Origin of the sequence: Pseudomonas folii (assembly GCF_014357575.1) — a bacterium.
GTDB lineage: Bacteria > Pseudomonadota > Gammaproteobacteria > Pseudomonadales > Pseudomonadaceae > Aquipseudomonas > Aquipseudomonas folii.
Window position 1 is genome coordinate 1 of the sequence record NZ_JACONW010000067.1, and the last position, 17,449, is coordinate 17,449.

Annotated in this window: 18 protein-coding genes and 1 pseudogene; 8 read left to right on the forward strand and 11 right to left on the reverse strand. The window is 52.8% G+C overall.

Annotation, left to right across the window (positions count from 1 at the left end):
- Positions 1-257: 257 nt before the first annotated feature.
- The 3 genes from H8S59_RS14920 to H8S59_RS14930 all read right to left on the reverse strand — a co-directional run bounded on the left by H8S59_RS14920 (position 258) and on the right by H8S59_RS14930 (position 4,047).
- Positions 258-1,517 carry a metal-dependent hydrolase family protein gene (locus H8S59_RS14920; RefSeq protein WP_187521900.1) on the reverse strand — a complete coding sequence of 420 codons (1,260 nt, stop codon included), beginning with the start codon at positions 1,515-1,517 and terminating at the stop codon, positions 258-260.
- Positions 1,514-2,821: an MFS transporter gene (locus H8S59_RS14925; protein WP_425504581.1), complete on the reverse strand. Its 1,308-nt coding sequence runs from the start codon at positions 2,819-2,821 to the stop codon at positions 1,514-1,516. Before H8S59_RS14925 ends, H8S59_RS14920 begins: the two co-directional genes overlap by 4 nt.
- Positions 2,822-3,144: 323 nt before the next feature.
- Positions 3,145-4,047: a LysR substrate-binding domain-containing protein gene (locus H8S59_RS14930; RefSeq protein WP_187521902.1), complete on the reverse strand. Its 903-nt coding sequence runs from the start codon at positions 4,045-4,047 to the stop codon at positions 3,145-3,147.
- A gap of 126 nt (positions 4,048-4,173) precedes the next feature.
- Between H8S59_RS14930 and H8S59_RS14935 the strand changes: the two genes are divergently transcribed.
- The 3 genes and pseudogenes from H8S59_RS14935 to H8S59_RS14945 all read left to right on the forward strand — a co-directional run.
- Positions 4,174-4,449, forward strand: a complete 276-nt coding sequence (locus tag H8S59_RS14935; protein ID WP_187521903.1) for a metal/formaldehyde-sensitive transcriptional repressor — start codon at positions 4,174-4,176, stop codon at positions 4,447-4,449.
- A 12-nt stretch (positions 4,450-4,461) separates the two neighbouring features.
- Positions 4,462-5,400 (forward strand): CDF family Co(II)/Ni(II) efflux transporter DmeF, encoded by a 939-nt coding sequence (gene dmeF / locus H8S59_RS14940; RefSeq protein WP_187521904.1) that lies wholly within the window; start codon positions 4,462-4,464, stop codon positions 5,398-5,400.
- 54 nt (positions 5,401-5,454) lie between these two features.
- Positions 5,455-5,883, forward strand: a pseudogene (locus tag H8S59_RS14945) (TonB-dependent receptor plug domain-containing protein); the annotation flags it as partial.
- 358 nt (positions 5,884-6,241) lie between these two features.
- Here H8S59_RS14945 and H8S59_RS14950 read toward each other — a convergent pair.
- Together H8S59_RS14950 and H8S59_RS14955 are read right to left on the reverse strand one after the other, a co-directional pair.
- Positions 6,242-6,772: a GAF domain-containing protein gene (locus H8S59_RS14950; RefSeq protein WP_187521922.1), complete on the reverse strand. Its 531-nt coding sequence runs from the start codon at positions 6,770-6,772 to the stop codon at positions 6,242-6,244.
- Positions 6,773-7,004: 232 nt separating this feature from the next.
- On the reverse strand, positions 7,005-7,289 hold the full coding sequence (locus H8S59_RS14955; protein ID WP_187521905.1) for a DUF6124 family protein: 285 nt from the start codon (positions 7,287-7,289) through the stop codon (positions 7,005-7,007).
- 407 nt (positions 7,290-7,696) lie between these two features.
- Here H8S59_RS14955 and H8S59_RS14960 point away from each other — a divergent pair, with 407 nt between their 5' ends.
- Positions 7,697-7,993 carry a YciI family protein gene (locus H8S59_RS14960; protein WP_187521906.1) on the forward strand — a complete coding sequence of 99 codons (297 nt, stop codon included), beginning with the start codon at positions 7,697-7,699 and terminating at the stop codon, positions 7,991-7,993.
- 290 nt (positions 7,994-8,283) lie between these two features.
- On the opposite strand, the gene H8S59_RS14965 is transcribed toward H8S59_RS14960, so the two are convergent.
- A complete protein-coding gene (locus tag H8S59_RS14965; RefSeq protein ID WP_187521907.1) occupies positions 8,284-9,156 on the reverse strand; it encodes a DUF5677 domain-containing protein in 873 nt (290 codons plus the stop codon).
- A gap of 151 nt (positions 9,157-9,307) precedes the next feature.
- Between H8S59_RS14965 and H8S59_RS14970 the strand changes: the two genes are divergently transcribed.
- Positions 9,308-10,141 carry a hypothetical protein gene (locus tag H8S59_RS14970; protein WP_187521908.1) on the forward strand — a complete coding sequence of 278 codons (834 nt, stop codon included), beginning with the start codon at positions 9,308-9,310 and terminating at the stop codon, positions 10,139-10,141.
- Here the strand turns inward: H8S59_RS14970 and H8S59_RS14975 are convergent.
- The 4 genes from H8S59_RS14975 to H8S59_RS14990 form a co-directional block, all read right to left on the reverse strand.
- Complete coding sequence (locus H8S59_RS14975) at positions 10,107-10,337, reverse strand: DUF7683 domain-containing protein (RefSeq protein ID WP_187521909.1); 231 nt, start codon at positions 10,335-10,337, stop codon at positions 10,107-10,109. The genes H8S59_RS14970 and H8S59_RS14975 overlap by 35 nt on opposite strands.
- A 110-nt stretch (positions 10,338-10,447) precedes the next feature.
- Entirely contained in the window at positions 10,448-10,687 is a 240-nt protein-coding gene (locus H8S59_RS14980) for a pyocin S6 family toxin immunity protein (RefSeq protein ID WP_187521910.1), read from the reverse strand.
- Positions 10,688-10,712: 25 nt separating this feature from the next.
- Positions 10,713-10,961, reverse strand: coding sequence for a pyocin S6 family toxin immunity protein (locus H8S59_RS14985; RefSeq protein ID WP_187521911.1), 249 nt, complete (start codon positions 10,959-10,961; stop codon positions 10,713-10,715).
- Positions 10,962-10,975: 14 nt separating this feature from the next.
- A complete protein-coding gene (locus tag H8S59_RS14990) occupies positions 10,976-12,112 on the reverse strand; it encodes an S-type pyocin domain-containing protein (protein WP_187521912.1) in 1,137 nt (378 codons plus the stop codon).
- A gap of 188 nt (positions 12,113-12,300) precedes the next feature.
- On the opposite strand from H8S59_RS14990, the gene H8S59_RS14995 reads away from it, so the two are divergent.
- Both H8S59_RS14995 and H8S59_RS26990 read left to right on the forward strand, forming a co-directional pair.
- Positions 12,301-12,855: a hypothetical protein gene (locus H8S59_RS14995; RefSeq protein ID WP_246475316.1), complete on the forward strand. Its 555-nt coding sequence runs from the start codon at positions 12,301-12,303 to the stop codon at positions 12,853-12,855.
- A gap of 720 nt (positions 12,856-13,575) precedes the next feature.
- Positions 13,576-16,251 carry an N-6 DNA methylase gene (locus H8S59_RS26990; protein ID WP_187521913.1) on the forward strand — a complete coding sequence of 892 codons (2,676 nt, stop codon included), beginning with the start codon at positions 13,576-13,578 and terminating at the stop codon, positions 16,249-16,251.
- A gap of 153 nt (positions 16,252-16,404) precedes the next feature.
- On the opposite strand, the gene H8S59_RS15005 is transcribed toward H8S59_RS26990, so the two are convergent.
- Positions 16,405-16,662, reverse strand: a complete 258-nt coding sequence (locus H8S59_RS15005) for a helix-turn-helix domain-containing protein (protein ID WP_187521914.1) — start codon at positions 16,660-16,662, stop codon at positions 16,405-16,407.
- 100 nt (positions 16,663-16,762) lie between these two features.
- Between H8S59_RS15005 and H8S59_RS15010 the strand changes: the two genes are divergently transcribed.
- Positions 16,763-17,302, forward strand: coding sequence for a hypothetical protein (locus H8S59_RS15010; RefSeq protein ID WP_187521915.1), 540 nt, complete (start codon positions 16,763-16,765; stop codon positions 17,300-17,302).
- Positions 17,303-17,449: the final 147 nt, after the last annotated feature.

Sequence of the window (17,449 nt, forward strand, 5' to 3'; positions counted from 1 at the left end):
CAGGTCTGGGGTTTGCTGCGCTACAGCGAAGTGTCTGGACGACGGGGCGCTCCAGCAATCAACATGCATTTTGTGAGTTGGCCCCAAATTCTGTAGGAGCTCACCGAGGTTACGAGGCCAGCGATGGCGGAGTGTCAGACCCACCGCTATCGCGGCCTCGCGTTGCTCGTGCGCTCCTACAGGTCCGGGGTTTGTGGACTTCGGGCTCCCAAAAACAACAAAGCCCGCACAAGGCGGGCTCTGAAGCACTTCAGCATTTACACCAGCGTGTTCTTCTTGATGCTGCCTTCCTGAATGATCATCGCCAGGTTTTCCCCTTGGCCCACCAGGCACTCGATGGATTCCAGCGGGTTGCCGTCGACCACCAGCAGGTCGGCGATGGCGCCTTCGGCGATGCAGCCCAACTGGCCTTCGCGTTGCAGGATTTTGGCTGCGACGGTGGTGGCGCTGCGCAGGGCGGCGAGGTTGCCCAGCACTTCAGCGCGGATCTGCAGCTCATGGCTTTGGTATTGATGCATGTCGCCCAGCAGGTCCGAGCCGTAGCCCATTTCCACTCCCGCTTCTGCGAACAGCTTCAGCGCGTTGCGACCGGCCAGTCGCACGTCTTCAATCTTGGCCACGGAATCAGGCGGCAGACCTGCTTCGGCGCCATGTTTGGCCAGCATCTCGTAGGTGACCTGCGTCGGCACGGCGAACGCGCCTTTCTCGGCCATGAGTTTCGCTGTGTCGGCGTCGACCAGATTGCCGTGCTCAATGGTGCGCACGCCGCATTCGATAGCGCGACGAATCGCCCGGGCGGTGTAAGCGTGAGCCATTACGTAAGTGTTGGCGGCTTCTGCTTCATCGACGATGGCGCGGATTTCCGCTTCGCTGTACTGCGTGTTGGCAATGGGGTCTGTCGGTGACGACACGCCGCCCGAGGCCATGATCTTGATCTGGTTGGCGCCTTGTTGCAGTTCTTCACGTACAGCCAGGCGCACGTTATCAACACCGTCCACGACGCGGGCGATAGCGCCAGCGCGGAAGCAGCACGAACACGGCTCGCTCAGCAGCAGCTCGCCGCGAGCGCGCATGTCTCCATGACCACCGGTTTGCGACAGCGCTTTGCCCGCTGCAAAAATACGCGGCCCCGGCACGAGGCCCAGCGCGATTGAGCGAGCCAGCGCCCAGTCTGCACCACCCGCATCACGCACGGTAGTGAAGCCGCGATTAAGCATCGCTTCAAGAATCGGCAAGGCGCGGTACATGATGATCGCGTTGGGTTGCAGCGCGTTCATGCCGAGGTTGGCGTTGGAGGCCAGCACGTGAACGTGGCAGTCGATCAGGCCGGGCATCAGCGTGCGGCCGTTCAGATCGATGACCTGGGCGTCGGCTTCGACAGCGTCACTTTGCGGGCGAACAGCACTGATGCGTCCACCCTCGATCACAACTTCCAGACCGCCCAGCAACTCGCCTTTATTCAGGTCAAGCAACTGGCCGTTGCGCAGGATCAGGCGTGCAGTGTTTTGAGTACTCATTGCAGAGCGGCTCCTTTGAAGGTGGCATTGGCGGTGGTCTTGCGGTCGCGATACAGAAACGCGCCGCAACCGCTGACCACTGCCGCGAACATGATGTAAAAGGCCGGCGCGACATTGCTGCCGGTGTTGGCGATCAGCCAGGTAATGGTGAAGGTGGCGAAACCGCCGAAGATCGTGACTGCAAAGTTGTAAGCCACGGACAGGCCGGTGGACAGCACGTGAGTCGGCAGCAGTTCGCTGAACGCGGCCAGAATCGAACCGATATAACCGGCGATCAGCAGGCCCATCACCACTTCAAAAATCAGCAGCGAGGCCAGCCCCGGCATCTGGTTGATGAACAGGAACATCGGATAAGCCGCGACGAAAATCGCTGCCGCCGAACCCAGTAGCCAAGGCCTGCGACCGGTTTTGTCAGCGAGCATGCCGACAATGGGCGTCGCCACGATCAACACCGCGCCGCCCATCATCCCGGCGCTGAAGCCTATGCCACTTGGCAGGCCCAGAACCCGAGTCGAATAGGACGGGATGTAGAACAGAATCGCGTAGGTGCAGACCGTCCACAGCACAACCAGCGAGAAGCTAATCAGGGTTTCCCGTGGGTAGGTACGGAAGACTTCGCGCAGTGGCGACTCAGTGGTTTTGGATTCTTTGTAAACCGGCGTCTCGTCGATGCGGCTACGGATGTAGAAACCGACCGGACCGATGAGCGTGCCGATGATGAACGGGATCCGCCAGCCCCAGCTTTCCAGCTGCGCTTGAGTCAGGTAGTTCGAGAGGATGGCGCCCAGTGTGGAACCCAGCAGCACGGCGACGCCGATACTGGCCTGAATCCAGCTGGAGTAAAAAGCCTTCTTGCCGTCTGGCGCGTGCTCGGTCAGAAACGCCGTCGCGCTGCCCATTTCACCGCCCGCAGAGAAACCTTGCAGCAGCCGTGCGAGCACAATCAACACCGGCGCAATCATGCCGAACTGTGCATAACTCGGGGTGATCGCAATGATCAGCGTACCCAGCGCCATCAACAGAATGGTCAGTGACAGTGCGGCTTTACGCCCGTGCTTGTCACCGTAAACGCCCAACACAATGCCGCCGACCGGACGCATGAAAAAGCCTACGCCGAAAGTCGCCAATGCCAGTAGATAAGAGGTGAGTTCGCTGTCGGTGGGGAAAAAAACCTTGGCGATAATGACCGAGAAGAAGCTGTAGACCGTGAAGTCGAACCATTCAAGACCGTTGCCGATCACTGTCGCGATGACGGCTTTGCGTGCTTTCTGGTTGTGGGTTGGCGTGTTTTTTATAGCGTTCACGTTGAACTCCTGCATGCAAATTACGCAGGGAGTGGTCCCGCGCACGAGTGGGGCAGAGAAGCAATCGGGTGAAACATCGTCAGGGTCTTGTGCCCTTGTAGGCCCGAGAATAACTCGCGAAATTGAATGCGGGAAAACGCTCATTGGGAAGATATGCATGCGCTGGGTGCATGCAGGAGGGCGTGGATCTTTAGGATATCGCTCGGCGCCCCTGACACCACGCTGTCGCGCAGCAAACATAGAACCTGTAGGAGCGCACGAGCACCGCGAGGCCGCGATGGCGGTATTTCAGACACGCCGCCCGCTCGCTCCAACAGAAGGTCTTACTCAGCCTCGGCATTCTGCAGCGCCAACCACTGCTCAAAAGACCGCGCCGCACGACTCGGAAACTGCCCCGACGGATTGAGCAAATAATAACCACCGATCTCACCCACATGGACGTCACAAGCAGGCACCAGCGCACCGGATTTCAGATGCCCGTCAATCATCGGCTTCCAACCCAACACAATGCCGCGACCTTCGATGGCAAGGTCCACCATCACCGGATAGTTATTAACCGTCAGGCGTTTAGGAATCGCCGAAGCATCGATACCCTGTCGCGCAAACCAGTCTGTCCAGGACAGCCACTGGCGCTGACCATCCTCAAGCATCAACAGACGATGCTCGAACAACGCTTGCGGTTTGAGCACCTGGCCTTGCAGATAGCCCGGCGAGCAATACGCCCCCACCGACTCTGCAAACAACAGCCGACTGTCCAGCCCCGGCGGCGACCCTGACCGCAGGAAATACACCGCCAGATCAAACTCCGCACGCACCAGCGAATCCAGCCCGTCCACCACCCGTAGGCGCACGTCCACATTGGGAAACTCATCGGCATAACGTCCCATCAACGGTCCCAGCCACAACGCGGCGACGCCACTGGAACACGCCAGCGTCAGTTCCTGTTCGCCGCTGTGGGTCATGACCTGCGCTGTCGCCTCGGCACACTGAGCAAGCACCCGATGCACCTGCTCGGCATACACCTGCCCGGCCACCGTTAAATGAATGCGCTTGTGCTCACGCCGAAACAACGCCCGCCCCAGAAACTCCTCAAGCTGCTGCACCTGCCGGCTGATCGCGCTCTGGGTCAGATGCAGCTCAGTCGCGGCACGGGTAAAACTGCCATGGCGCACCGCCGCCTCGAAAGCGATCAGGGTTTGCAGCGGCGGCAGGGGTTCGATGCGCATGTGTCGTCCGGAGTGATCATGGTTGCGGCCATCAGAACAAAAATGCGCGGGAGTTTCATCTGCTGGTTGCGTTCCTGATCGACATCACGGAGCATGCGTGATGTATATAGGTAGGGGGGGTATGGTATGTCGCACATCAAATCTGGCAAAGACGACTTGCTCAAGCGGGTAAAACGCATCGCTGGACAAATCCAGGCGGTGGAGCGGGCGCTTGAGGCCGAAGACGACTGCGCCAAAACCCTGCATCTGGTGGCGGCAACGCGGGGGGCTATCAACGGCCTGATGGACGAAATCATCGAAGCCCACGCCCGAGAGCACGTCGCCAAGCCGGGTCTGAGTGATGAAGAGCGAGCCGAAGGCGTTGATGAATTGATCGAAGCCATCCGTCGTTACACCAAATAGGAGCGCACCGACATGAGCAATTTGCACGCGGACTACGCCCACGATCACGTATTTTTGGGCTCATTCCATGATGAGAACGCCAAGCGCACCCTGTGGGTAGTAGCGCTGACGGTTGTCATGATGGTTGCCGAAATCGCTGCCGGTTACATCACTGGCTCCATGGCCTTGCTGGCGGACGGTTTCCATATGGCGACTCACGCCGGGGCCCTAGGTATCGCCGCCGCTGCCTACAGCTACGCCAAACGCCACGCCGCCAGCGCCCAATACAGCTTTGGTACCGGCAAAGTGGGCGACCTGGGCGGCTTCGCCTCTGCGTTGATACTGGGCCTGGTTGCCATCGGCATCGGCGTCGAGTCAGTGGTGCGTCTTTTCGAGCCCACCCAAGTCGCGTTCGGCACGGCCACGTGGATTGCCGTTGTCGGCCTGATCGTCAATATCGTCAGCGCACTGCTGCTGTCCGGCGGCCACAATCACCACCATGGACACGACCACGACCACGGGCATGACCATGACCATACCCACCACGCACACGGTCAGGACAACAACCTGCGCTCGGCCTACGTGCATGTGCTCGCCGACGCACTGACCTCCGTCCTCGCTATCGCTGCATTGCTCGCTGGCCGCTACCTAGGATGGGTCTGGCTTGACCCTGTCATGGGCATCGTCGGCGCACTGGTTATCGCCCGCTGGTCCTGGTCGCTGATACGCACCACTTCAGGTGTTCTGCTCGACCGCACAGACGAACATGTCGCCCAGGAAATCCGCGACATAATCGAGCAGTCAGGTGATACAAAAATTACCGACCTGCACGTCTGGCAGGTCGGCCCCGAAGCCCGTGCCGCCATTGTCAGCGTGGTCGGCAACGCATCCGTAACCGCCGATATGATCCGCGCGCGCCTGGTGTCGGTGCACGAAGTGACACACCTGACCGTGGAGCTTCGCAGCGCGTAATTCATGACTGGGAAAAACGGCCCGAGGCATTAGCCAATGGCTGTTCAGCCCAGCGGATTGAACGTCGGGAAAATCTCCTTCCGTGGTTTCAATAGCGAGGGCGAAGAAAACGCCGCGAAGCTGTTGATCGAACGCACTCGCAGTAACAGCGACGACGGCAACATGCCGTACATGGACATGATTTTCCCGCTGAATATCGACAGCCTTGAAGTGGTGCGCGGGATAAGTGATCCGCGATACGGCCCCCACAACAGTGCTGGTAACGCCAACATCAATACGGGATTGGCGGCGAGTACGGCAAAGCCCGGTTGCGCTACGCCAGCTACAACACCCAGTAAACAGCTGGCCAAAGGCATCGAAAGCACCAACTGGAACCAGAACTACTTCTTTGTCTAACAAAAAAGCGATGCTATCGCGATCATGCCGAGGCTGAAAAAATTCTAACTGGGCGGTAAATGGTTCTACACCCCGGACGATGAAAGCTAGCGAATCGGCTTGGTCGCCCCACTATGAAACCGGGGCCCAGGCACCTGACCAACCCACCGCTCGCACTACGAATACGGCTGATCCGAGCCTGACGGCGCCCAAGGCTCGCTGCACTCACCCGATGACGGGCGTGTGTTGTATGCGGGGGGACGTGTGATTTTTGATGGGGTGGTTTGCGTGGGTGTGAGCGAGGGCAAGCTGGAGGGGTAGAGACAGGAAAAGCTTAGGTGTTTGCCTGAGCCTTTTCTTTTACAGGATGCACCAGACGGGTTCTGACCTGTTACAGACCGCTATTGACCCGGCGCTGTCTTTCGCTCCAAGGCTTCAAGCAAAGCATTCCGAATGTAGCCGCAGATCAACTCCGATCCTCTAGACAAAAAGCATGTTCCTCAGAAGTCATGTTCGTGAAGAAGATGCAGCCGATCAATCTGGCGAAAAGTGCCAATGCTTCACGCAGGTCTGGATCTTCAAAAGCCACGGCTTGGGAGTCAAGGACGCAGAGGGCTCCATAGAGTGTTCCGTCAGGCAGGAATATGGGCACGCCTGCGTAACTCTCCAGCGAATAGTGTTTCACCACCCATCGTGCAGAATATCTGTCATTTTTGCTGATTTGCGGGATGAACAGCGCTTCAGGATTACTGCAAAATTCGCTACACAGCGTTGTTTCCAGTGCCAGTGCTATGCCTGCTTCTATACCCAAATCGCCAGGGTCATATACGGAGCAGGTAATCCACTCTGAGTCGGTGAATTTCGCAATGCCCGCGAACCGCATTTTGGTCAGCCGCGTCACCAGCTTAAGAATATTGGTCGTTGCCTCGATCTCGGCAATAGCCGATCGCTCTTCAGCGCTTAGCGTCCAGTGAGAGGAAGTGGTGCCGGATATCATTATGTGCGTTTCCATTAAATAGCATCGTTGCCAATGCTACCCATTACTCGCACTGACTAGCTATACGTTCTTTCGGCCGGCCTCAGGCGAAAGCGGCAACAGTGGTCTATTTAATTGTCTCCTTGCCACACCAAGGCGCAGAGCGCCGTGTGGTACCTCGGCATCGAAGTGGGCGACGCACTTGAGATGGCCGAGCGGAATAAAGTGTGAGAAGGCATCTGCCAAGGGCCGTTCAGCTCACCTGATTGTTTGCTGTACCCGCTGACAAGGCATCATCCAGAATCGCCTTCGCCATATCACTCAAATGATGAACCGCCCAGACACTCTGCTTGCCCGCATCGCCCATCGCGACGTCGAGGCTCAATTCATGGATACACGCCAATAAGCTGGAAGCGTGCTCCAGTGCGTATTCGATGGGGATGTCGGGATTGATGCGGAACAGCGGCTGACGGGATGGCCCGCAGGTGGAGAAGGTGGTGGTGCCGAGGGTTGTGCTTGAGGTATGCGGTTGCTTCATTGACTGCTCCTGGAGTTGGAAGCTGCCACCGTTTGCGGCCAAGCAAATCAGGGTGGCAACTGTACGCGGGTTGGCCGACCGGAACTCCAGGCACCCGGCACACCCGAAGGTGTCCCACGCACAGCTGCCATAACTCGATATCGCAGACGGACAACATGCCTGAGATCGAATGGTGAGCGCCTGTGCGCCTGGAGTTTAGTCGAGCGGCCAAGCCCGGTCGTTACGTTTGCAGCGACGGCGTGGACTCTAGGGTTGTGGAGTGGGAGTGACAAGGATGTGAAGCGGACGGAGGGTGTAGGGGAATTCCGTAAATCAGTTTGGAGGTGGAGTGCGTTTGCGCAGGCAATTCGACTATTCTGCTAGTGGGTGATGTGCCAAGGGCGCTACTAATTTCAAAAGGAGATGAGATGTTGTTTGCCGTATTTTTTGAGGATAAACCTGAGGCATCGGAGATTCGGAAAAAAACTCTCATCGACCATATCCAGTGGTTAGAGCAGCACAAAGATTTGATTTTAGTAGGTGGATCACTCCGAGAGCATCCGTCCTCAGATCCTTTAGGGGGATTGTGGCTGGTCGAGGCGGAAAGCAAAGAAACAGTGACTCGTTTGATTCATACAGACCCGTTCTGGATCGAAGGTCTGCGTAAGAGTTTTAGAATTCTTCACTGGTCGAAGGCATTCCCCCATCTGAAAACTTTGGTTTAAAGAATTCATATACGGCGTGAATGGAGCGCGAGCGGGGGGTCTAGCTTGCTTTGGAGACTAACCGTTAGCCATGGACCGCAATCGGCCGATTCTGTTGAAAAAGTCGGTTTTCCCAAACTGCGAGCAGACTGATCGGTGAAAGCGTCTTTTTTATCCGCTGCCACGTGAAATCTGAGTCTGAATACCTCTGCGCCGATTCTAGATTTCAAGCTCAGGCGAGTACTTTTCTGCTGTGAAAACCACACCCGACTTTTTCAACAGAATCGGCCAAAAGCAGTCGGTCAGTGTGTCTAAGAAAATAAGGGCGACTCATCTGGCTGGTAGAGAAAATCCATATCTTCCGCGCGAATATGCCACTTTTCCGCAATCTCGCGTGTGGCACCTGCGTTGAGTAGCACGTGTTTAGCCGGTGGAAACAAGCTCGCATAGTGATGCGCGAAATGGCCGATCAACATCAGAATCACCTGTAGATTGGCTGATCCCAGCATGTACTGATCTCTTAAAGAGATCGCTTGGCCACTCTGAAGCGTTCCGATGAAATCGCTGTGCACATGGCCGCTAAGGAATGGGTAGTACGACGTGAAATAGGTCTTATGTAATCCTGCATCTACCGCTAAATCGTTCCAATGCCAACCTACGTCCCAACTACCTTTGCGAAGGCGAACTTGCTGAGGCTCTGCATAGCTTTGGAAGTGGGGCGAGTTCTGAATAACCGGCCATAGTGCTGCAGCATCTGCTACCGCTCTCTGCCGAGCTACCCGAGCATCATCCGTAGTCGCGGCCATCTTGCTCCGTTTTTTCCAGCCGCAATACTCCCACACGTTATGCCGGAACTCTCGCAAAGACTCATTACCGCCGCTGAGAAGCCACGTCATTACCAAGTAGTTTTCAAGTGCAGAGCGAGTCAGGACCGCCATCGACGAGTGGTCGATAAAACTGCCCGGGGGAACTGTCTGACTCCGAAATGGCGAGGGCTCCAGCAATGAGCGCGCCGAACACATGTGCCGAAATAGTTTCTTGGCTAAGTCATGCTGACTGAACATCCACGCTGGATTATTCACTGTCGGATCGTGTTGTTTTGCCTGGGCTGTGATCATCTCCGCCATCAACCCAATCAGGATATTGAACTCTCTTTCTAGCTCTTCCGCTCGCTGGTACTGCATTCACATCATCCCTTTCGCAACGTCAGATGCGCTCGAGCTTAACAGTTAAGTGGGATCTGCTGACGCCGGCGAACGTCCTTGCTACCCGCCACGCCCGCGGACTAACCTGTCGGAGTTTCCGCCCCCCTCTGCTGATCAACGAGATGTCGCTTTGCTAAAACAGATTCTAACCCAGGCAAAACTACCAAAAGACAAAACTACCATCGCCTCGGCGATCAAGGCCTTATTGGCATTTTTTTCACTAGGCACAGTCCATTATATTGGATTTCTCATGGAGGTACCCTTCGAGATTGTATCCATCGCATCGCTTAAGTTTCTGACAAACTTTATTGCCACCTTTACGTTCTACCTAACGTTCTGTTACATGGTCACGAAAGTTTTCTCCTTCGCTATATCGCAGCTCTACTACTCTGTGCTTGCCCCCCTTGCAGCTTTAACATTTTCGGCAAGTAAAAAGTTCCCGGGATGGCTAAAAAAACCTGCGAGAAGAATGCACAGAGAAACCAATATGGTGGAGAAGCTCATTTATTGGACATTTTTCTTTATTATCTTTAGCTTTATGTTAAATTTTTCGTACTTGAAATTTGACTACTCTACTGTTGGCAAGATGACATGGATGTGGGCAAGCGGTATAACTTTAGCTGCAATACTGAAATGCGGGATACTAATTCGCCCTACAACGCAGATTCAACGAATACTAGATAAGAAAAGAGTAACCCTCAGAAGATCGCTAATGCGGGATTATAGTTATTTACTTGCTGGCTCGGCCGTGGCACTTTCCTTTTACACGGGCATGCTAAGATTTGACAAGATAATGACAGAAGACGTTATTGATTTCAAAAACGAACAATACCAAGGACAAGCCCACGTTCTTCTGAGTACAGATGATGCTTATTTGCTAATCGAAAGCAGTTTCAAAAAGCAAACATTTTTATATCTAACAAGCACGGTCATGATGCGATTGCCAACCGACCACAATAAGTAATGTCGTAAAACGGCCTACCGGCTATAACTTCAATAGCTGGTATCTGATCCATGGTCATGTTGTAGCCTTCACCGCCACGCGGAGGTAGGGTCCACTCCATAATCTGCGCAAGCTGGGAATCGTATCCGTCCGGCAGATTGACTTTAAAAGCCAGAAACTCGGTTTTTTTGTCGAAAGCTTCGATGATGTATTTCATGGTTCTACCCTGCGAGTTTTGTCAGCATCCTAGGGTCGTGGAGCGGGAGCAACAAGGATGTGAAGTGGACGGAGGGTGTAGGAGGATTCTGTATTTACGTGCTTGCCTCGCTAAACACGCACGCCGATGAAAATATCCAGTTCTTTGGGTAAAGGCTCGTTGATCTCTCGGGCTATTTGCTGAAGCTGGTCCGTAGATAACAACCAATCACCATCAGCGCTCTTTTCCAGGCTTTCCCATCCAAGAACCTTCAATACAGCGTTTTCATCTTCCGGCTTCACGGTGATGTCGAATTTCAAGGAGTCGTCCTCGGTATCATCTTTCAAAAATCCGGAGATCCATAAATACACGGCAGTTACCCTTTTAATATCTCACCTAGGCGGACCCAGCAGTTACGCCAATGAACATATCGAGGTCGGTCGGCAGTGGTTCGTCGACCGCCGTTGCTATTCGCTCCACTTGCTCGCTGGTGAGCAACCACTCTCCATCAGGACTTTCCTCCAGACTCTTCCAGCCCAGTACCTCCAATACAGCAGCTTCATGCTGAGGTTTGACGTTAAGGTCAAATTTCAACGTGTTGTCGTCCGCATCGCCTTTGAGAAAACCGCTAATCCATAAGAACATTTTGATCTCCAATCCTACTTTGGCGTAGTTCTTCCGGGCTTCGCCGGATCAATTTGTTTGCCCGTCTTGTGGTTGTACTCGCCAAGGTGTTTGCCTTGCTTATCGTACAGTTCGATAGCGCCTGTTTTGCTATCCCACTCATATATACGGCCTTTCCGATCATTCCACCTTCTCCGAGTACCTCCACCACCCTGCACGCTGCTCTTGGATTTAACAGGGAAGGTGCCCGGGAATCCAGGCAGATCCAAAGGCGGTTTGTGGTATTTGATGTCCCCACCCACTCCCCGAGCAAACACCACATACATCGACTTCAGCCCAGTATCCGCCGGGAACACCACGATGCAGTCGTCGGTGGTGATGTCTTCGCCGGGGAAGCCTTCGATCTGGCTGTCGGTGTTTTCCGGGATCGGGTGGACGAGGATGGTGCCCAGTTGTTCGCCGCTGTTGTCGGGGTAGATCAGGGGCGGCATTTCGCCCAGCGGGCCGCGCTTGGGTGTCCAGAGAATCGTGATGCCGTTGAGCTTGGCTTCCAGTGCGGTCTGTTCGGCGTTCCAGGCTGCTTGCACCGTGCGGACTGAATCATCGCCCGTCGGTCCAGTGTGAATGCCGTAAACCTGCAAAACGCCTTCTGCATCCTTCCGAAACTGGAAGCGCACGCGGCTGGGCGCGCGAGTCATATTGCGCAGTTGTTCGTCGGTGTACAGGGTGCCATCGCCCATCTTGGTCGGGAGCATGCCGAGGATGAACACACTGGCGGGCAGGCTCGCGCCGCGGATTGCCCAGGTCAGACCCTGTTGCATGATCCCGCCGCCAGCCACCCTGCCCAGCGCCAGCTCTGCCCCAACCTTTGTTGCAACAGCGGCGTTGGCAACTGGTATGGCCATGGCCCCGGCTACCATCACGGCTCCGAAGTTGGACGCGGGTTCTGTGCTGGTGCCTGCTTCGGTCTGGCACCAGTTTGCACCGGTACACGACTTGGCGAAGATCAAGTCTGTGCGGGGTTTAGGCGCGGGCCAGTAGTCTTTTTCGATATAGACCGGCTCCGGAGGCTGAGCAGGTCTTACCCGTCCTCCCCATGAGCTGCCGCCACCAAAATACTGGGCATACCATGGCTCCTCGAATGGATCTTTTTTCAGATCGTCCTCTCTCATAACGCGACCGAGACTGTCCTTAACGTCGGGGCGCGCAGGGTGCCGATTACCCTTAAGAGGGTCAATAAACACTCGGTAACTGGAGGTTTCAGGTTTGCTTGCCCGGTTTGCAATATCCGGCTGGATGCTGACCGAGTTCAGCCAAAGGTCGATTATCGAGTGAAGTATTAGAGAGCCTTGAACAGCGCATGCCATCTACGGATGGCGCAGCGCGCTTCCGTTTCAGTGTTAAATTTATTGTTTTACAGAAGGGATACGTAATGAAGTACGCCGCGATACTGTTTTCGATTCCAGTCATAGCGCTTGCGGTTGCATTGCCGGTAGCGGCCGATGAATCATCCCAGCGTATGCAACGCGCCTCAGGCTTGTGGAAAGTGACACCGGCCACCTCGCCGTTTTCCTGGGAAATTTGCGTCGACCAGGCAAAGGACCGTCTGATTGACGACGACTTGTGGGCCAACTTCGAACAGGAATGCAAGATCGAGTCAAAAAGCGGAAACGGCGACGGCTACAGCTTTATATCCAGCTGCCCAGATGCGAAGCTGGCCGCCTCGTTCAATGGCGATCTGACGAAATCGTACATATTGACGGCCGACACTTCGTTCGAATTGAACGGAAAAACCGAGACGCAACGCACCATCGTCAATGGCAGCTTTCAAGGCGTATGCCCGGCCGACATGGAGCCGGGCGTCAAGAAAATGCGCGGCGGCATGAAGATGAACAGCCTGTACATCAACCGCTGAACGGTCAGAGATATTGCACTGGCCGCGGGACACTGATCGGTAGTACGAGTCAAGGGGATTGCTGATTGGTGCGATTTCCGCACAAGCCTCAGCGAAACTTTCCAGCAAAAACAACAAAGTCCGCACAAGGCGGGCTTTGGGTAATCTCAGGCTGCTAATCCAGCTCTGAAATCAAATATGGTGCCCAGGCGGGATTCGAACCCACGACCCCTGCCTTCGGAGTCCTAAAAGTCGACGTTTAGAATCAATACGTTAGCGGGGATTAGCTGGAAAATCAATGAGTTGTGTTAGCTGGGGTTAGCGGGTTTTCACCGCTGGTTAGCGGAGTGAGTGTGGCAAAATTGTGGCGTATGAGCGGTTTGAGATAGAGCATTTCAAGATTTTTCGACATTCCTTGGAATGATGCTATCATCGTATCTTTACTCGCGCTTAGGGTGAGTTGCATGAAACTCCCGCCAACAGTTGTAAAAGGTCGAAAAGGACAACGGTCAATCGCTGATGTGATTATCGAGACCCTCTGGCCTATTGAAGAGTTTGCTTGCGTCCCTAGTAAGAGCCTTGAGGAACTACGTGTCAGATGTTCTGAGGTTCTGAAATTTGAGGTCGCCTCCTCGACATTAAGATCAACTTTATATAGGCATCCAGAATTTTTTCAGAAAGCTGAAAAATCTACAGGGCCTGTCCAATATCTACTTTGTCATAAATTTGTGAATCAATATCGTGAATAATAAATATTGTTCTGTAAGTAACTTAAATAATGAAGCTGATGTTGAGGCTTTCTTGATTCTTCCTTTTTTGCAAGATTTAGGGTTTGAGCATAAACATATAAAGCCAAAGAAGTCGTTACAGGAACTGTCTGTCAAGACCATGGCTTCCCGTCGAGCCGTGATGTATCGTCCTGATTTTGCGATTAAAATAGGTAAGTATATTAGGATGATTGTGGAGGCAAAAGCCCCAACGGAAAATCTTGATAGTCATGTCCTGCAGGCCAGAGACTATTGCGCTACGCTCAATGGTGAGCATATCGATAGAAAGCCAGTTCAGTTCTATCTGCTATCTAACGGTCATTTAACGAGGTTGTACAAGGCGGACTATAATGAACCTATCGTAGAGGTTCGTTTTGGTGATTTTCAAAACAGCAGCAGCGTTTATAAGAAAATAATTTCGCTCATTGGTATTGATAGCTTAAGTAAGACAGAGTTTAAAGCTTCGTTAGTGCCAATGCTAGAGCTCAGAAAGGCTCCGCTTAAAGATGTCAATGAGGCCTTTGCTTGGTGTCATCAATATATATATAAAACTGACAATATTAGCCAGGGCGCGGCTTTTATGGAGTTTGTAAAGATAATTGCGTTGAAGCTTTTGTCCGACAGGCATGTTAGGGATAACTACAAGGGGGCCCAGGATTCAGATGTTTTTCATGTCCCACTGAGCGAGGTTCGGTTTTCGAAAGCTTTACTATCGGAACAACAAAAGCATACCCCAAATCCACTAAGCACTATTTGGTTTTCCGATTTCATCAAGGAGATGGAACACGAAATTGCGACCAAAAAGAAAAAGCGGATATTTGAGCCCACTGATCAAATCAACCTTTCTCCTGAGACAATAAGTGGTGTTGTTGAAAAGTTGGAGGGGCTGTTTCTATTTGGAATAGACGCTGACCTAAATGGGAGACTCTTCGAGACCTTTCTGAGCGCTACCATGCGAGGAAAGGATCTAGGTCAGTACTTTACGCCTAGGAGTATTGTAAAGCTAGGAGTCGGATTAGCGCGATTAAAAGTCAATCCAACTACTCCTGATTTAACTGATCGCGTATATGATGGCTGCTGTGGGACAGGCGGTTTTTTAATCGATGTCTTAGCGGATATGTGGGAAAAAACAAATAAAAACTCTGCTATTTCAGAGGTGGCTAAAGAGGGTCTGCGGCATAAAATTGCTAATGAGCATATTTATGGCGCGGATATTGGTCGCGATCCAAATTTGTCACGTATTGGCCGTCTTAATATGTACCTCCACGGAGATGGTGGGAGTAGCATCTATAACGTCGATGCTTTAGATAAAAATATACCGGATAATAGGGCAGATAAACCCGAGCTTGCGGAAGAGAAATCCCAGATGCGTGATATTGGGAATCGAGTGGGCGGCTTCTTCGACGTCGTAATTACTAATCCGCCGTTTGCCAAAAAATACTCTCTTGCAAAGGCAAAGAGCAAAGATGAAGAGTCTACGGCATCGCGAATTTTAGGACAGTATGTCCTTCGCAGTTTTGATGGTGGAAAAGCGCGTAGCGAGCTTCGATCTAATTTAATGTTTATGGAAAGATACTGCGATCTGCTTAAAAAAGGTGGCCGTCTGATAACTGTTATAGATGATGGTATTTTGAGTGGTAAAGATTACGCTTGGTTTCGAACTTGGCTTCGACAGGAGTTTCTTATAAATGCCGTTGTTTCATTGCCTGGCGATGCCTTTCAAAGATCCATGGCGCGTGTCAAAACTTCATATTTGGTACTAACCAAAAAAACTAGCGAGAGCGAAAAGCAGCCTAATGTTTTCATGTACCCATGCATTTACGTTGGTATAGATGATCCTGCGAGGGCAAGAACATTGCCTATAGATGCAAAAAATAGGGATCTCGCGAAACAGGAGATAACTGACGTACTGATTGCCTATGAAGACTTTTTGTCTGGCAAAAAGAGTATTTACTCTGTTGATAGCTCTAAGGTAGCAGATCGACTTGACGTAAAGCATTGCTTCATGGAGCCAGGAAGTAACATTAGTACGTGGGTCAAGTCTGGTTTAAATATTATTCCTTTGAGTGAGGCTGTTGAGCCAAAAAGGTTTGACACAGAAGATGTGCTCGACTGCGCTTCGCATGCCGAGACTGAAACTCCTCTTATTGTTAGGTATGATGGGTCGTCGGAAGCGGGAAGCCAGATTTTCCCTGCTGAAACCCAGCACGCGCGGCTTTATAGGGTAGCCGCTGGTGATATCGTAATCTCCAATATCGCCGCGAGTTATGGCAGCATTTCTGTTGTGCCTGAGGAATTAGGTGGATGTGTTGTATCCTCTGAATACACAGTTTTGACGTCGAAAGCGGGATTTGAGCCGCGGATGCTGTGGGCAATTCTTCGCTCCCCGGTAGTTCTGTCTGAGATACTTCTAGTTGCTACTGGTGCTAATAGAACTAGGGTAAAGTGGGATGCAATCGAGAATTTGATGATTCCTTATCCTATTGCTGCTGTAGAAGCGGAATTTGTTTCGTCTTTGATGAAGGCCGACAGGGAGGAGAAAACTGCTAGGAAGGCCAAGCATGATCAAATCGAGCAAGTGATTTCAGATTTGCAGCTGCATACTGTTGATGCAGACACAATTCTGGCGGCTTTTAAGCCACCGAAATAATGTTCTTTTGGATGGCGGTCGAATTTTGATTTAGGCGCCGGCATATCTCTGCTGAGTGATCAAAGCATTTGCCTTGGTTCACTCAGCACTTTATCCGAAAAATGGAAGTTAGAACTAATCGCAGTCTGAGGGATGTCCTCACGATAGAAGTTCTTATAGATATTTTTCGTCTTCAAGAGCAGCTTCATATTTCACAGATAAGTTAACAAGTGATGTGTTTAGGATGATACAGAGATCTCGAAGTTGAATAGTATCCAAGCGCCTCACTCCCCTCTCTACATCACTCATGAACGACTGCGGCCTTCCCAGCGCGGCTGAGCACTGGGCCTGGGTCATCCCTGATTCAACGCGCATGCGCTTTAGCACCTGCAGAAAGATCACGCGCTCACGTCGATAAATAGCCTTTGTCATAGCCGTGTCCGGGCAAGGTTGGGCTGATCACGCTATATCTGCTTTTGGGATATCTGATTTTCAGTTATTTTGTCTGTATTGGTTTGGTTCCGGAGGGTGCATGAGACTGGTCTGGGAGTTGTTTCGCGTGGCATGGGCCGTCGGGTGTTTTCCGGTGGGTGCGCTTTTGCTAGTCGTGGTGGTTTTTTCTGGCTTCAACCTGCCATTCTTTCTGGGTTTGGCCAGTGGCGAAGACCCTGCAATTCGTTGGCTGTTTTGGATCTTGGTTCTCTACTTCATCGGGGGCGTATGGGTGTTCTCGCGAGTCAACCAGAGCTATGCCGATAAGCTGAGAAAAATGGTCGCTGGTTATCAGGCTGAAGGGTTCTGTCCTCAGGTCGAGGTGTTCGCGAAGATCAATGACGCCTACGTTGGTGTCGACCTGGAATCGAAAAGGTTGCTGGCGTATCCCGTAGGTCAGGACGGACATCTCTTCCGTTTGGATGAGATACGGTCCTGGCGCATCCTTCCAGTTGGCAAGAGCAACCATCGTTTGGAGCTGTTGACCAGCGATTTGGCTATTCCGACGTTCAGCCTCGCGCTTAGAACGACGGACGTGAACAATACGGAGGCACGGCTGCATGCAATTTTCAGCACTTAACAGGTTGATGGAGCATTCACTTATCCATTCGGAGTAGCCCGATGACGGACGTAACTGCAGGCAGTGTTTGGCAGGTAGATATCGCTCAACTGAAGCAAGCCAACGCCACTATGCGTTTGGCCAATCAAGCACTGGCCTCTGACGATG

Coding starts and splice junctions, on each gene's coding strand:
- H8S59_RS14920 (WP_187521900.1), bottom strand. CDS start 1,517: ATGAGTACTCAAAACACTGCACGCCTGATCCTGCGCAACGGCCAGTTG.
- H8S59_RS14930 (WP_187521902.1), bottom strand. CDS start 4,047: ATGCGCATCGAACCCCTGCCGCCGCTGCAAACCCTGATCGCTTTCGAG.
- H8S59_RS14935 (WP_187521903.1), top strand. CDS start 4,174: ATGTCGCACATCAAATCTGGCAAAGACGACTTGCTCAAGCGGGTAAAA.
- dmeF (WP_187521904.1), top strand. CDS start 4,462: ATGAGCAATTTGCACGCGGACTACGCCCACGATCACGTATTTTTGGGC.
- H8S59_RS14950 (WP_187521922.1), bottom strand. CDS start 6,772: ATGATATCCGGCACCACTTCCTCTCACTGGACGCTAAGCGCTGAAGAG.
- H8S59_RS14955 (WP_187521905.1), bottom strand. CDS start 7,289: ATGAAGCAACCGCATACCTCAAGCACAACCCTCGGCACCACCACCTTC.
- H8S59_RS14960 (WP_187521906.1), top strand. CDS start 7,697: ATGTTGTTTGCCGTATTTTTTGAGGATAAACCTGAGGCATCGGAGATT.
- H8S59_RS14965 (WP_187521907.1), bottom strand. CDS start 9,156: ATGCAGTACCAGCGAGCGGAAGAGCTAGAAAGAGAGTTCAATATCCTG.
- H8S59_RS14975 (WP_187521909.1), bottom strand. CDS start 10,337: ATGAAATACATCATCGAAGCTTTCGACAAAAAAACCGAGTTTCTGGCT.
- H8S59_RS14985 (WP_187521911.1), bottom strand. CDS start 10,961: ATGTTCTTATGGATTAGCGGTTTTCTCAAAGGCGATGCGGACGACAAC.
- H8S59_RS14990 (WP_187521912.1), bottom strand. CDS start 12,112: ATGAGAGAGGACGATCTGAAAAAAGATCCATTCGAGGAGCCATGGTAT.
- H8S59_RS14995 (WP_246475316.1), top strand. CDS start 12,301: ATGCCATCTACGGATGGCGCAGCGCGCTTCCGTTTCAGTGTTAAATTT.
- H8S59_RS15005 (WP_187521914.1), bottom strand. CDS start 16,662: ATGACAAAGGCTATTTATCGACGTGAGCGCGTGATCTTTCTGCAGGTG.
- H8S59_RS15010 (WP_187521915.1), top strand. CDS start 16,763: ATGAGACTGGTCTGGGAGTTGTTTCGCGTGGCATGGGCCGTCGGGTGT.